This window comes from Stenotrophomonas sp. S49, assembly GCF_016624905.1.
Classification (GTDB): domain Bacteria; phylum Pseudomonadota; class Gammaproteobacteria; order Xanthomonadales; family Xanthomonadaceae; genus Stenotrophomonas.
The window spans coordinates 13,325-28,267 of the sequence record NZ_JACVUD010000054.1; the positions used below are offsets into that span (position 1 = coordinate 13,325).

Here is a 14,943-nt window from a genome sequence, read left to right on the forward strand (position 1 = left end):
GCCCGGTCCATGCGTGGGCCGGGCGCGTGGGGCCGATCAGGGGCTGAGGGCGCTGCGCACCGATTCGGCCAGGTCGCTGCGGGTGAAGGGTTTGGAAAGCAGCGGTGCGCCGCGCCCGGGGCTGCCCACGGTTTCATGGTCACGCGGGTAGCCCGAGGTGAACAGTACGGCCACTGAGGGCCAGCGCTCGCGCACCTGCCGGCCCAGCTCCCAGCCAGACATGCCCGGCATCACGATGTCCGAGAACAACAGATCGATCTGGGTGTCGGGCCGCTCCAGCAGACGCAGGGCGGACGGCCCATCGTGTGCTTCCAGCACGCGGTAGCCCAGCTGTCGCAGTGCATCCACGGTGTAGGCGCGCACGTCGTCGTTGTCCTCGGCCACCAGGATCGACTCCTCGCGTGCTTCGTAGCTGGCCCAGCCGCTCTGCGTCGGCGCCGCCTGGCTGGGCAAGGGCAATGTTGAGCGCGGGAACATCATGGTGATGCTGGTGCCTCCGCCGGGCACCGAATCGACCAGCACGTGGCCGCCGGACTGCTTCACGAAGCCATGCACCATCGACAGCCCCAGGCCAGTACCGCGGCCGACCTGCTTGGTGGTGAAGAACGGTTCGAACACCTTGGCCAGCGTTTCGGCCGACATGCCATGGCCGTTGTCGCGCACGCGCAGCATCACATACTCGCCCGGCGTTGCATCCGGGAACAGGGCGGCATAGTCGTGGTCCAAGTGACTATTGTCGATCTCGATCACCAGCTGGCCGCCGTGGTCCATGGCATCGCGTGCATTCACAGCCAGGTTCAACACCGAGACTTCCAGCTGGCTGACATCCAGTTCTACGCACCAGATGTCGTCAGCGCTGCGGATCTCCAGCTGCACCAGCTCGCCCAGGGCGCGCTGCAGCATGTCCTGCATGCCATGCACGGCGTCATTCAGATTCACCGCCTCGCTGTGCAGCGGTTGCCGGCGGGCGAAGGCGAGCAGGCGCTGGGTCAGGCTGGCGGCGCGGTTGACGCCCTTCAAAGCGTTGTCCAGCGCCCGCGTGGTCATGCCGGCCGGTTCGCCATTGCGCTGGTTCAGCAGCATGGCATGTTCCACGTTGCCGGCGATCACGGTCAGGATGTTGTTGAAATCGTGAGCGATGCCGCCGGTAAGCTGGCCCACAGCTTCGATTTTCTGCGATTGCCGCAGCGCGTGTTCGGCCTGCATTCGGGCAGTGGTTTCGACCGCTTCGCAGACCACCGCGGCCACCTGGCCATCGGGGCCCAGCAGCGGCCGCAGCGAAAAATCGAAACTGCGCTTGCCGGTGGGCAGTTCCAGTTCGAACGCATGCAGCGACGGGGTGCCTGCGGCGGCGTTCTGCACCGCGTCGGTGACGGTGCGCGCGGCCTGCGGGGTCGCGGCAAACCAGGCTGTGCTGGAAAACTGCGTGCCCACGACATCAGGCTTGCCGGCCATCACCGCTGCCAGCGAGGCCACGTTGGCATCGATCACCCGGCCGTCCAGATCCAGCAGCACCTGGTGCTGGAAGCTGGATTCAAAGATCGCCTGCAGGCGCCGCTTGCTGGCCTGCAGTTCGGCGGTGCGGGCGTGTACCTGCTGTTCCAGCGACTGATTGTCCTGGCGCAGCGCCAGCTCGGCGCGCTTCAATCCGGACACATCACTGCCCAGGCAGGTGTAGCCGGTCACCGTGCCGTCAGCAGCAAACTCGGGCACGCAGTCCATCTGCACGAAGCGGGCTTCGCCGCTGCGGTGGGTCAGGGTGATCTGGAAGCTGGCGCGCTCGCCGGCCAGTACCCGTTCCAGGCTGGGCAGGGCCTGCTGGAACGAGGCGCTGTTGCCGATGTCGGCCGGCTGCTTGCCCAGCAGGTCGTCCAGCGCAATGCCATGCCAGTCCAGGAAGGCCTTGTTGGCGAAGCGGTAACGGTGGTCGGCGCCCAGGTGCGCGATCAACGCGGGAATGGCATCGGTGATCTGCTGCAGTTGTGCCTGGCTGTGCCCCAGCGCCGTGCGCGCCTGGGCCAGCTGGTTGCGTTCGCGGGCTTCATCGCGGGCACGCCGGATCGCGTCCGGCAACCGCTGCAGCCGCTGCTTGACCACATAATCGCGCGCGCCACGGGTCAGCGCCTGCACGGCCAGCTCTTCGGTCAGGGTGCCGGAAACAAAGATGAAAGGAATCTGCGGCGCGTGCTCGCGCGCCAGCGCCAGTGCGGTATCGCCGTCGAACCCCGGCAGCACATGGTCGGCCAGGATGACGTCGAACTGTGCCGAGGTGATGGCCGCCAGGAACGTGTCGTGCGCCCACACCCGGTGGGTGTCGAAGCGCAGGCCGGAGCGCTGCAGCTGGGCCGTGATCAGTTCGGCGTCCAGCGCGCTGTCTTCCAGCATCAGAATCCGCAGGCGGCCGCCTGCAGGCGCGGGGTCATTCATGGGTGGGGGTGTTCCCGTTGCCGCCGCGGTGCGGAGGTGGCTGGTTGGTGATGCCCCAGAACATGCCAAGGCCCTGGATGGCGTCGAAGAATTCCTTGAAATCCACCGGCTTGACGACGAAGGCGTTGACGCCCAGCTGGTAACTGCGCACCAGATCCTGCTCTTCGCGCGATGAGGTCAGCATGACGATCGGGGTGCTGCTCAATTCCGGGTCCTCGCGCACTTGCTGCAGCACTTCCAGACCGTTGATCTTGGGCAGTTTCAGGTCCAGCAGCACCACCACCGGGCCGCCGTGGTAGGCGCCGGCGAAGTTGCCCTCGCTGCGCAGGTAATCCAGTGCCTCGGCGCCATCGCGCACGTGCACCACCGCGTTGAGCAACTGGCAGCGCGCAAGCGCAGCCAGGGTCAGTTCGGCGTCCTTGGGGCTGTCCTCGACCAGGAGGATCGGCCGCAGATCCCTCATGGGTGTTCTCCGGTAGAAAGGGGAAGAGTGAAATAGAGCGTGGCACCTTCACCCAGCGTGCCTTCGGCCCAGGTACGCCCGCCATGGCGGCCGATGATGCGGCGCACGTTGGCCAGGCCGATCCCGGTCCCTTCGAATTCGTCTTCGTGGTGCAGGCGCTGGAATACGCCGAACAGTTTGTCCACATAGCGCATGTCGAAGCCGCAGCCGTTGTCGCGCACATGGAAGATGTCTTCGCTGGCACTGCGCTGGTGGCCCACTTCAATCACGGCGTCGGCAACGTCACGGGTGAACTTCACCGCGTTGGACAGCAGGTTCTGCCAGACCAGGCGCAGCATGGTGGGGTCGGCCTCGACCACCGGCAGCGGGCCGATGCGCCAGTCGATGCTGCGCCCGGCATAGTCCAGCGCCAGGGTGCGGCGCACATCCTGCGCCAGCGCGCCCATGTTGATATGCATGCGGCCCAGGGTGGAACGGCCCATCTGCGAAAAACTCAGCAGGTCGTCCACCAGCGTGCCGGCGGACTTGGCCGATTCCACGATGGTGTCCAGGAAGCGCCGTTCGTTCTCGCTCAGACGCTCGGCCGCCGAGCTGCCCAGCAGTTCGGAATAACCCACGATATGACGGAACGGGGCGCGCAGATCGTGGCTGACCGAGTACGAGAAGGCTTCCAGTTCCTTGTTGCTGCGGACCAGCTGTTCGTTCAGTTCAGCCATTTCTTCGGCCTTGCGCAGCACGATATCAACGATGGCCGTGCGCATTTCGTGCGCGGCCTCGGCGTCGGCGTCGGTCCAGGGAAGGCTGCGTTGCTGCACGGTTTCCTTCCATGCTTCGAAGGAGTGGCGCGGCGACAGCGCGGTTCCCGGATCGCCGGATTTGCGCGGATCGCCGCCCCAGCGCACGGTGCGCACCACTTCGGGACGGAACCACATCAGGTAACTGTCGTGCAGCTGCGAAATGGACACCGCCAGCACGCCACTGGCCACGTCGCTCAGGCGCGCGGCCGAAGGCCAGGCTCCGGCCAGATGGTCGGTATGGAACACTTCCTCGCCCGGGTGCTCGGCGGCCACCCAGTGCGCCAGGCGCAGGATGTCCTCGCGGGCGGGGCACTGTCCCACGCGCATGCAGTCGCCCTTGTGCACGATCGCCGCGCCGGCCGCTTCGGTCAGGGCCAGCAGGCTGCTGTGGTCCTGGCGCAGCGCCGCCATGAAGTCTTCATCGCCGGCCATGCGAGCCAGCAGCTTGACCTGCAGCGAACGGCGGATCACCCGATCTTCCACCACCCGCCCGCGCTCCTTCAGCGCAATCTGCAGCGACAGGATCTGCCCCATGAACTCGCAGGCCGTGCGCACGGGGTAGGGCAGGCGGCGGGCATTGGCGGTATGGCAGGACACCAGTCCCCACAGTCGCCCTTCGTGGATAAGCGAAACCGACATCGATGCGCCGGTGCCCATGTTGCGCATGTACTGCAGGTGCACCGGAGAAACACTGCGCAGCACCGCCAGACTGAGGTCGGTGGGCGCTGCGTCGGCGGCTGCGGCATCGCGCACCAGCGGCACGGCGGTGTAGTCCGAATCGGCGATCAGGCGCACCCGGTTGCGCCGGTACAGCTCGCGTGCCTGCGCCGGAATGTCCGATTCGGGGAAGCGCAGGTCCAGGTAGGAAGGCAGTACGCCGTTGCCATCTTCGGCCACCACAGTGCCATTCCAGGCGCTGTCGAACTGGTAGACGAGGGTGCGGTCGAAACCGGTCATCGCGCGCATGTGCTGGGCGGCCAGCTGGCACAGATCGGCCACGGTGGCGGCCGATTCGATCTCGGACATCAGACGGCGGATGGCCGGGTAGAGCTCTTCCAATGAACTGGGCTGGCCAGGCACCGGCGTTTCCAGCTCCACCAGCAGGTCGTGCTGCGAGCGATGTACCAGCAACTGGTGGCGGCCATGGCCGTCCAGATGCACGGCGCCCACGTGTACGCTGCTGTCGACCGCCGTGCGGCGCAGCTGTGGCAGGAACGGGGCCAGTACGCCGCCCAGCACCGCGTCCAGCGGCTGCCCGAGCGGGTCGCCAAACTGTTGCAGCAGGGAGTCCTGGCTGATCGCGCGCTCGCGCACCTTCAGCGTGACCGGATCGGCGACCAGCAGCACGCCGTAGGGCTGGATGGCGCCGGGCGTATGGATAGGCTCGCGGGCACAGACGGACAGCGCCAGATCGTTCACGGCGTCAGTGGCGTTGGACATGAAGACAGGAACCCGGAAGTGGTGAGGCGGCGCAGGCGCGCGCCCGGAACAAGGAAAGCGACAGGCATCGCTCTACTATCGCATTGCTGTCAACGGCTGGATCAGGCATTTCTGAACGCTTCATCCACGCGTCGCCCGACGAATTCAAAAGCAGCGCAGGCTGCGGCAGCCGCCTGTCCGCGCTGCGCATCCGTCAGTGCTAGCGCGTCCATCGCGGCCCGCACGTTACGCCAGTGCCCAGCGACCCCGGCTGCAGCCGGTGCCAGGTGGCGTGCGCCGAAGCCTTCGTGCAGGCCCAGACGCGCTGCATGGTGCAGCAGCACCGCCGCGCCCATGCTGGAACCTTCGGCCACGTACCACCAGCCCAGCGCCACCGGCAGCGGTGCCGTGGCCAGCGCCGGTGCGTCGGCGGTCGGCATCGCAGGGTGTGCGCCCAGATCCTGCAGATCGGCCAGCACCTGCGTGTGCTTGCCCGGTTCTGTCGCCGCCATCGGCAGATCCTGCCGCCGGTACAGAGCTGCCACCGCGCCATGAAACTGCCCCTGTACCTGCAGGAAGCGCAGATAGTCGCGGCGATCATCGAAGATGCCCAGGGCCATCAGGCGTTGGTCCAGGCGCTCGTGGGTGCTGCGCGTGGCCGTCTTCAGCATCGCGCTGAGCGGCTCGTCGGGCGCAGAAGGGGAGGCAGCGCGTTGCGCGCAGGGGGCGGGGACGGACATTGGCGCTACGCTAGCAGAAGCGGTGTAAACGCAGTGAAGAGATTTCGCCCGGGATGCACCCGCAGTGAACGCCGGCTGCACGCGGCCAACGGTACGGTGGGCGCCGACCTCCCCGCTGGCCATCCCGTGAACCTGCAGCCCACTCCCGCACGTCTCTCCTTCCGGCACATCTTGCCCGACACCTGCCGGTTCGATCTGTTGCAGATCGATGCACTGAAGGACCCCGGCAGCGGCCGCATCGTCCATCTGTACTCGTTGGTGGCGCGCTGCCATGGCTGCGCGCAGGTGTTCACCGCGCACGAAGGCGCCGGCTTCATCAGCACCTCGGTGGCACGCATCCTGCGGTGTCCGGAAGGCTGTGGGGAGCACGGCTTGAAACCGCACGTGCTGCGCGACTGGCAGCCGGCCGCCGCCTGAGACCTGCCGGCGCCGTCACGGTGCCGGCGCCAACAACGCAGGTCGGCTGTCGAACCAGTCGCGCGCGCCGGCCAGGTGCCACTTGCGGCGATCGCCATCCAGTTCGATGCCCGCGCCCAGCACGCCCCAGCGCAGATACAGATCGCCCTTGCGGCGCTGCTGCAGCAGATCCAGCCGCGCACGCAGCGCGAACCGGTCGTTCTCGGCCTGCAGGTCATCCAGCATCAGGTGCCCGGGCTGCCAGCGCAGCGCGGTTCTTGCCTCCACCCGCCCGGAATCGAGCAGCTTCAGTACCCAGCCCGGGTAGTCGCCGCGTTCGGCAAACACCGCCAGCAGCGGGCCGGCATCGCTCATGGCCACCCGCGCCCGTGCGTCCACCTGGAAGGGGGACTGGGCATCAATGCGGCCTTCGTCCACGTCCAGGCGGCCCTGCCACCCCTGCGGTTCCGGCCGGCCATCAATCTGCACGTTGCGCAGTTCCACCGCGCTGCCGGTCAGGTCGAACCAGCGCTGGCGGAAGTCGCCGCGCTGCAGGGTGCCGTCCACGCGGGTGTCGGCACGCAGGTCCAGGCCGGCAAGTTGCAGGCGCGCGCCCTGGCCGAGCAAACGCGCCGTGCCCTGGCCGATGCGGCCATCGGTGTCCAGCCCGACGTCGCCACTCAGGCGCGCCGTGCCCGACACCAGGCGCACCTGCCCATTGCCCAGGAAGCGGTTGTAGGCGGCCAGATCGGGAATATCCGCATCGTTGAAGCGGAGCCGGGCGCGCACGCCGCGGCGCAGCTCACGCAGGCGGCCGTCACCGCTCAGCTGAAGTGACAGGTCGCGCCCCTCGAACAGGGTGGCCGCGTCCTTACCCTGCGTGCGTGCGGAGAAACGCGGCAGCCGCACGTCCAGCTCGGCACGGGTGGGCGTACCGGCCTTCAACGCGCCGTGGGCACTGGCGGTGCCGGCCATGCGCACGCCGGCCACTTCGGCCACGGCTTCGGCTGCGGGCAGATCCACCGTGCTGCCGGCCACCAGCTCGCCGTCCTGCACACGCAGGTCGGCCTTCAGCACGCCGCCGCCGTCCAGCTGGAACCAGGGCTTGCGCACGAACAGGGCCGGAATCCAGTTGAGCGAGGTGAACGTCCATTCGCCCTGTACCTGGCCCGATGTGCGCTCCAGCAGGCTGGCCGGGTCGTCGAAGGGAATATCGTGACCGCGGATATGCAGGTCGGCATCCAGTGCCGCGCCGCGGTCGGGGCGTGGTGGCAGCCGCGCCTGCAGGCGCATGTCCTGCGCCACATCCAGCTGCAGCGCCAGCACGCCGCGATCGGGGGCTCCGTCGCCCAGCTGCAGCGGCACCCGCCAGATGGCACGGGTGCCCGGCGTCAGCGCGCCGCGCTGCAGATGCACGTGCGCCTGCAGCTGGCCGGCCAGCGGTGAACTGGCGATGGCCACCTGCTGGGCGTCGGTATTCATGCGCAGGCCCTGGCTGCGCGCGGTGATGTCCAGCGTGCCTTCCACCAGGGTGAACTTGCGGATGCCCGGCGCCTGGTCGCGGTAGTGCCGCGGGTAGCGGAAGGTGGATTTCAACTGCATGCCCGACAGCAGTTGTACGCCATCGTAGCTGGCGAAGGCATCGTCGAATTCAACCTGCGAATCCAGCAGTTGCGACGGGCCGCCACGCAGCTGCTTGACGAAGCCGATGGTGCCGCTGCCGCCGCCCTGCAGCAGCAGTTTGCCGAAACGTGCGCTGCGGATGCTGTCGCTGTGGATCGCGTCGAAGCGCAGCGTCCAGCCCTGGTCGCCACGCGGCGGCGAGGGCACCATGTCCTGCACGCGCTCGATCTCGGCCGATACCCCGGTCGCCTGCAGGTGCGGTACGCGCACCTCGCGGCGGAACAGCGGCAGCACCGCCAGCCGCGCACTGGCACGGTCGGCGTGCAGCACATAGACGGTGTGGTTCACATGGCCGCGCATGTGCACGTTCCAGGCAATCACATGGCCGGGCAGCAGGGTAATGGCCGGCCCGGTGGACATCACGAACTTGTGGGCCTTGCGATTGGTCACCGCGTCGAACAGTGGCGTATTCAGGAAAATATTGCCGGCCAGCAGATACAGCGCCTGCACACTCAGCAGGCACCACGCCAGCAGCCGCCAACCACGTGGCCAGGTGGAAAAGTGGAAGATGCGGCGCGGCATGCAGGCCTTCTCGATGGGACGTGGTTCACTATCTCGAACACTGCGGCGGCGCGGCGTGAACGCAACTGCGTGTCGGCTGCCATAATCAAGCGGTCTACGTTCAAGGAGCCCACGGCATGAATGCCACCACCCGCACGGAAGGCGCAGCCGCACAGGGCGCGCATGCGGCCACTGCCAGCGCGGCGTTCGATCCGACCTACGTGTCCAGCAACGGCGAAGCGCAATTGCAGGGCGCCGGCCATGCCATCACCGTGAACGGCGAAGACCAGTCGGTGAAGCTGGCGCAGGAAAAGAAGGTGTCAGGCACCGGTCCCAGCACACAGTTCCGCGGCACGTCGGTGGCCGCTGCAGCCACGCCCACCCGCGACGGCGTGGATTATCTGGTAACGGTCGACAGTGTGGTGGGCAACCGCATGAAGGCCGGCGGATTCACCCAGGAAGACAGCACCGGCGCACGGGGTCGCTACCGCGTCAGCCTGCCGCACGGCGCGCTGGATACCGATCCCACCACGGTGAATCCCTTCGATCCGCAGACCATCCCCAAGGGCGGCAGCGTCACCCTGGATGGCCAGCATTTCACCGGAACGGCGCTGGAAGGGCGCTTCCGCAACATCGCCATCCAGAGCCAGGTGACCGAGGCACAGGGCGCCAGCTACCGCGTGGATCATCTGGACGATGGCCGCGTGCGCGTCACCACCGGCCCCAACCAGGCGGTGGAAGCGTTCAACGGCGTTGGCTTCGCGGCAGGCAAGTTGACCGCCGTGGCCGGGCGCCAGGACGCGCTGGGGCAATCCACGGTGCGCACCGCCACCTTCGATCTTGAGCAGGTGGACGGCCGCGCGGCGTACCAGCACTTCATCGACACCGGGGTGATGGACGTGCACACCCCCGGCGTGCAGGACCTGGCCACCGTGGAACGGCTGGGCATGAGTTCACAGACGCGCCTGAAGGTGGGCGTGGGCGATGCGTTCAACCTGGACGTGGCCGGGCAGCGCAACAGCGGCGATGTGGTGCGCGTACGCCACGAGGATGGCAGTTTCACCGAACAGCGCAGCGTAGAATACAGCGGCAACGTACCGGTCAGCCGCTTCAGTGCCTACGGTGCCGATGGCCAGGAAGACATCAGCCAGCGTCGCTATCAGTTCCAGATCGACCTGCGCGACCACGAACACGGCGAACAGATTGCCGGCATGGTGAATGCCGCGCTGACCGGCAACGCGGCCGGCGATCGCGGCCCGCTGCATGCCGGGGTGGAGAACACCCTGGTGCTGGATGAGCCGCAGATGCGCGCCCTGATGGAGCGCACCCAGGCCATGGTGAAAGACAATCCGATGCTGGGCCCCGACTGGCGCCTGCTGGCCGAGGACGGGCAGGGCAGGCCGCAGCACGATGTGGATGCATTCGCTGCCGCGCTGGCACGCAACCAGGGCCATTCGGCCTATGGGCTGGGCGAGCGCCTGTTCCGCGTCGCGTCAGCCGAAGGCCGTGAACTGCAGCCGATCGAGGCCGGCGTGCAGTCGCAGGCCTTGCAGGACCTGCCGCCGCCTTCACCGTTGCTGCCGCAGCACGACCCTCGCAATGAAGCCAGCCCGCGCCATGGACTGTGGCTGCAGACCCAGGGCGCGGTGAACAGCCTGGACCAGGCCATGGGGCGCCAGCCCGACCAGGCCAGTGAGCGGCTGGGCATGGCGCTGCTGGTGGCCGCCACCCACAAGGGCATGGAACGGGTGGACCAGGCGGTGTTGAGTGACGATGGCCGCTACGCCTTCGCGGTGCAGGGCGAAGTGCATGCCGCCGACCGGCAGATTGCCCGCGCCGATACCGCGCAGGCGGTGGCTACACCGGTGGATGATCACGTGCGCGAACTGCAGCAGATGCCAGAGCGTGCCGCACCCGAAGCTCAGGTCGCGCAGCAGCGCGAGCAGGAGCAGGTGCAGCAGCAGGAGACAGCGCGCAGTCTGGCGCGCTGATCCAGGCGCGCTTTCGAATCGGTAGCGCCGGGCGATGCCCGGCGTTCCCTGCAAACTCTCAGCCCGGCAGTTCGCACTGCATCTTGCCGTCCACGTAGTACGGCTTGGGCACGTTCGGGTTCTCGCTGGTCTTCTCGAACACCACTTCAAACGTATCGGCGGCGGGCGTGCCCTTGCGCTCGGTGCAGGCGTCTTGCAGTTTCTTCTTCACCGCAGTGATGCCGGCATCGCGGTTGGCACCGTCGGCGCTGTTGGTCAGGTTCACCGTTTCGGCCCAGGCAAGGGGGCTCAGGGCCAGCAGGGCGGCCGTGGCGGCCAGGGTGTGCAGCTTGCTCATCCAATGTCCTCGTTGCGTTCCATGGGTGCAGCCCGGCGCAAGCGCCCGGCGCTGGCCCAGTATCGAAAAGCGCGGTTAACGCGGCGTCGGTATGGCCGACGGCCCGCCAGCAGGCAGCCTGAACCATGGACGTTAGTGCGAACCATTCGCATTTGATATGATTTCATGCGTCCTTAACAGTGCCGCGGTCTGCCGCTGGCGCCCCTTCCTGGCAGGTTCCCCCATGAATTCCCCAGCATTTCCCGTCCGCTCCCCGCTCAGCACGGCGCTGACCGTGGCCCTGGCCCTGTGCGCGCCGCTGGCCGCGCATGCGCAGACGCAGACTCCGGACGGCAGCAGCCCCACCGATCTGGATGCGGTGCATGTGAACGCCTACCGCACGCTCACCCACACCTCTGGCGCCACCAAGACCGACACCCCGGTTGCCGAGATGGCCAAGTCGGTGTCGGTGATAGCGCGCGAAGAGTTGGACGCGCGCGGCGTGCAGACCTTGAATGAGGCCATGCGCTACGTGGCCGGTGTATCGCTGGAAAGCAGCGGTATCGACAACCGCGTGGATGATTTCCGCATCCGCGGCTTCGATGCCGGCAGCTGGAGCAACAACGTCACCATCGACGGCATGCGCGCGCCGCAGGGCGGGCAGTGGAACCGCACCATGGTCGACAGCTGGAACCTGGACCGGGTGGAAGTGCTGAAGGGTCCGTCGGCGGTGATGTACGGCCAGGTGGCTCCGGGTGGCATGGTCAACCAGGTCAGCAAGACGCCCACGCCGGACCAGCAGCAGATCGTGCAGCTGGGTGTGGATGGCAACGGCCAGTACAGCACCGCCTTCGACGTGGGCGCGGCATCGGCGGACAAGCAGCACCTGGGCCGCCTGGTGGGCCTGTACCGCGATGGCGACACCCAGATCAAGCACACCGAGCAGGAGCACTGGTTCCTGGCACCCAGCTACACCTTCCAGATGGCCGAGCGTACGCGCCTGACCCTGCTGGGCCTGTACCAGCGCGACGATGGCGGGTCCACCTACCAGTTCCTGCCGATGGCCGGCACGCTGAACGCCACCCCCTATGGCCACATGAAGAACAGCACCTTCATTGGCGAACCGAACTGGAACACCTACGACCGCACCATCTGGTCGGCCGGCTGGATGTTCGAACACGCGTTCAATGAAAACTGGACGTTGAGCCAGAGCGCGCGTCGCCTGAACGTCGATTCCACCTTCCGCACCGTGGTGACCAATGGCGCGCTGAATGCCGACGGGCGCACGCAGAAGCGCCGCGCCACCTGGGGCGAAGGCGCTTCGCGTGGCGATACCGCCGATACGCGCCTGACCGGCAAGTTCAGCACTGGCGCGGCACAGCACACCCTGCTGCTGGGCGTGGACTGGCAGAAGGCCGATTGGGATGCGGCGCGCGGTGCAATGGGCACGGCCACCGATACGCCCAATGCCATCGACATCTTCAACCCGGTCTACACCGGCTACATTCCGGCCACTACCTCGATCAGCTACTCCGGTGGCATCAACCGCCAGACCGGTGTGTACCTGCAGGACCAGATCGCGCTGGACAAGTGGCGCTTCACCGTGGGCGGCCGCTACGACTGGACCAAGGATGACACCTGGACGCAGGCCTACACCGTGGCCAGCAACCGTTTCGGCGCGCGCACCCCCAGTCGGATCAAGAACGAGGCGTTCAGCGGCAACGCGGGCATTCTGTTCGTGGCCGACAATGGCCTGACCCCGTACCTGAGCTACGCCGAATCGTTCCAGCCGGCCGGCAGCACTGCCACACAGTCGTTCGACCGCACGCCGTTCGATCCGATCACCGGCAAGCAGTGGGAGGCCGGCGTGAAGTATCAGCCGGCCAACTTCGACGGTCTGGTGACCCTGTCGGCCTACGATCTGCGCCAGCAGAACGTGCTTACCGATGACCCGGACAGCAGCCACAACACCTGCGGCACCACCGGCACCAGCCAGTGCCAGGTGCAGGATGGCGAGGGCCGCGTGCGCGGTGCGGAACTGGAGGGCCGCGTGACCCCGCTGGCCGGCTTCAGCGTGATCGGTGCAGCGGCCTGGATGGATTCGGAAGTGACCCGCAGCAACAACGGCTACCGCGGCAAGCAGCTGGCGATGGTGCCGGACTGGACCGCCTCGCTGTGGGGCGACTACACCTTCCAGGGCGGTGCGCTGGAAGGCCTGAGCCTGGCCGCCGGTGTGCGTTACAACGGCAAGAGTTACGGCGACAGCGCCAACCTGTACCTGATTCCGTCGTACACCCTGTGGGATGCCGCGCTCCGCTACGACATCGGCCAGTACGGCAACGTCGGCACGCAATTGTCGCTGAATGTCAGCAACCTGGCCGACAAGCGTTTCGTGTCGACCTGCACCGGCGTGTCCTCGTGCTACTACGGCACTGGCCGCACGGTGACCGCAACCGCGCGCTTCACCTGGTGATCGGCGCGGGCTGATGCAGTGCTACCGCCGCTCTCGCAGGAGGGTGGCGGCGGCGATCAGGCTGCCGTATGGCTGGTATACGCGGCCAGCACCGCCGGCAGGTCCTGCATGGATTCGAAGATGACATGCGCACCGGCCGCACGCAGCGCCTCGGGTGTGCTGTGGTACTGGCCGCCCGGGCTGTAGCCGAACACGGTGGCACCGGCGGCCACGCCGGCAGTCGCACCGGTCACAGTGTCTTCGATGACCGCGCAGCGCGCCGGGGCCACGCCCAGTGCAGCGGCGGCGGCCAGATACACATCGGGGTGCGGTTTGGTGCGCGGCTGGTCCTGGCCGCTGAAGATCTGCCCGCCGAAGGCATCGAGGATGCCGATCTTGCCCAACTGCAGGCGCACCTTCAGCAGATCGGCGCCGGAGGCGCAGGCGATGCGGCCCTGGGTGAGGTTCTGCAGCGCACGCACGGCGGCAGGGGCACCGGGAATCTCGGTCAGATCGCGCTCCAGGGCCACGTTGCGCTGGCGGCGGAAGTCATCGAGCCACGCTTCGGTGAATGGCTTGCCGGTGCGTTCCTCGATCAGACCGGCCAGGCTGGCGACCGACTTGCCCAGGAATACATCGGCGGCCTGCTGCTGGGTGAGTGGCCAACCGCGTTCGGTGAGCATTTCCGAGAGCACGCGGGCGACCAACGGCTCGGAATCGACGAGGACGCCATCGCAGTCGAACAGCACGGCATCGAAGGGGAAGGGGGCCATGGGGACTCCGGGTATAACGAAGTCCGGGATTGTCGCACGCTGATGATGCAGGCGCTTTGCTCTGGTGGGCGCCGCTGCGCCGATCGATCTGGCAGGTGCCCACCTTGGTGGGCACGCTTTGCGCTTCGGTGCCAACCAAGGTTGGCACCTGCCAGGGCAAGTAAGGTTGGCACTACCGGGGTAGCAGTGTCGGTCAGCTCAGGTCGCAGCCGCTCGGCAGAGGCCAGCTGGTGGCCGGCAGCGTGTATTCGTAACGGGTGGCGCTGTGGATGCTGCAGTCGTAGGTCAGCACGAAGCCGCCCTTGTTCAGGGTGACGGTCTGGGCGTGTGCGGCGCCGGCTAAGGCGCTGATGACAAGTGCGAACAGGAACGTTGCAGAGCGCATTGGGTGATCTCCTTGAGGTTTCCAGGACGCAGTTGCCCGTGCCGGCGAAAACGCGTTTCGACGGAGGCGGGTGCTGCGACGGATGGGATGAAGCGGACTGCCGTTGAATCGGACTGACGTTGAAGCCCGGCCTTGGCCGGCGGTGCTGCGGAATCGCAACCGCGTCCCCTGGGCCACGATGTGGCGCGCGGTGGCGTAAGCGTCAATTGCTGACGCTCTCAGGTCAACGCTGGATGTCCCAAGGTGTGACTTCGCGCAAGGAGTGCGCTGTGTTGCGCCGGAGGAAGTCCGGCGCACTTCCTGTTCAGGCGAGGGCGGAGTACGTGCTCGGTCCTGCACTCAGGCTGGGGTGCTTTGGGCGCCGCTGCACCGTTCGCTCTGGTAGGTGCCCACCTTGGTGGGCACACTTTGCTCGTGAGTGCCAACCAAGGTTGGCACCTACCGGGGTTATGCACCCCGAGGCTGCGCGCGGTTCGCTCTGGTAGGTGCCCACCTTGGTGGGCGCGCTTTGCGCGTGAGTGCCAACCAAGGTTGGCACCTACTGGGGTAATGCACCCCGAGGCTGCGCGCGGTTCGCTCTGGTAGGTGCCCACCTTGGTG

11 protein-coding genes are annotated in these 14,943 nt (G+C 67.2%); 3 read left to right on the forward strand and 8 right to left on the reverse strand.

Annotated elements, in window-relative coordinates:
* Positions 1-36 precede the first annotated feature (36 nt).
* From IAE58_RS12500 to IAE58_RS20100, 4 genes are all read right to left on the reverse strand, one after another.
* Positions 37-2,427 carry a response regulator gene (locus tag IAE58_RS12500; protein ID WP_199933870.1) on the reverse strand — a complete coding sequence of 797 codons (2,391 nt, stop codon included), beginning with the start codon at positions 2,425-2,427 and terminating at the stop codon, positions 37-39.
* A complete protein-coding gene (locus IAE58_RS12505) occupies positions 2,420-2,890 on the reverse strand; it encodes a response regulator (RefSeq protein ID WP_108753181.1) in 471 nt (156 codons plus the stop codon). Before IAE58_RS12505 ends, IAE58_RS12500 begins: the two co-directional genes overlap by 8 nt.
* Complete coding sequence (locus tag IAE58_RS12510; protein ID WP_199933871.1) at positions 2,887-5,127, reverse strand: ATP-binding protein; 2,241 nt, start codon at positions 5,125-5,127, stop codon at positions 2,887-2,889. The genes IAE58_RS12505 and IAE58_RS12510 overlap by 4 nt, the downstream gene beginning before the upstream one ends.
* Positions 5,128-5,228: 101 nt before the next feature.
* Complete coding sequence (locus IAE58_RS20100) at positions 5,229-5,846, reverse strand: biliverdin-producing heme oxygenase (RefSeq protein WP_325166852.1); 618 nt, start codon at positions 5,844-5,846, stop codon at positions 5,229-5,231.
* 126 nt (positions 5,847-5,972) lie between these two features.
* Here IAE58_RS20100 and IAE58_RS12520 point away from each other — a divergent pair, with 126 nt between their 5' ends.
* A complete protein-coding gene (locus IAE58_RS12520; protein WP_199933877.1) occupies positions 5,973-6,263 on the forward strand; it encodes a hypothetical protein in 291 nt (96 codons plus the stop codon).
* Between the two features lie 15 nt (positions 6,264-6,278).
* Here IAE58_RS12520 and IAE58_RS12525 read toward each other — a convergent pair whose 3' ends face one another.
* Entirely contained in the window at positions 6,279-8,447 is a 2,169-nt protein-coding gene (locus IAE58_RS12525) for a hypothetical protein (RefSeq protein ID WP_199933872.1), read from the reverse strand.
* A gap of 116 nt (positions 8,448-8,563) precedes the next feature.
* Between IAE58_RS12525 and IAE58_RS12530 the strand changes: the two genes are divergently transcribed.
* Positions 8,564-10,417, forward strand: coding sequence for an XVIPCD domain-containing protein (locus IAE58_RS12530; RefSeq protein ID WP_199933873.1), 1,854 nt, complete (start codon positions 8,564-8,566; stop codon positions 10,415-10,417).
* Positions 10,418-10,475: 58 nt separating this feature from the next.
* Here the strand turns inward: IAE58_RS12530 and IAE58_RS12535 are convergent, their stop codons facing one another.
* Positions 10,476-10,754 carry a hypothetical protein gene (locus IAE58_RS12535; protein WP_108762079.1) on the reverse strand — a complete coding sequence of 93 codons (279 nt, stop codon included), beginning with the start codon at positions 10,752-10,754 and terminating at the stop codon, positions 10,476-10,478.
* 223 nt (positions 10,755-10,977) lie between these two features.
* Here IAE58_RS12535 and IAE58_RS12540 point away from each other — a divergent pair, with 223 nt between their 5' ends.
* On the forward strand, positions 10,978-13,206 hold the full coding sequence (locus IAE58_RS12540; protein ID WP_199933874.1) for a TonB-dependent siderophore receptor: 2,229 nt from the start codon (positions 10,978-10,980) through the stop codon (positions 13,204-13,206).
* 56 nt (positions 13,207-13,262) lie between these two features.
* Here IAE58_RS12540 and IAE58_RS12545 read toward each other — a convergent pair whose 3' ends face one another.
* Both IAE58_RS12545 and IAE58_RS12550 read right to left on the reverse strand, forming a co-directional pair.
* Positions 13,263-13,958, reverse strand: a complete 696-nt coding sequence (locus tag IAE58_RS12545) for an HAD family phosphatase (RefSeq protein ID WP_199933875.1) — start codon at positions 13,956-13,958, stop codon at positions 13,263-13,265.
* A 193-nt stretch (positions 13,959-14,151) separates the two neighbouring features.
* Positions 14,152-14,343, reverse strand: a complete 192-nt coding sequence (locus tag IAE58_RS12550; RefSeq protein WP_233614936.1) for a hypothetical protein — start codon at positions 14,341-14,343, stop codon at positions 14,152-14,154.
* Positions 14,344-14,943: the final 600 nt, after the last annotated feature.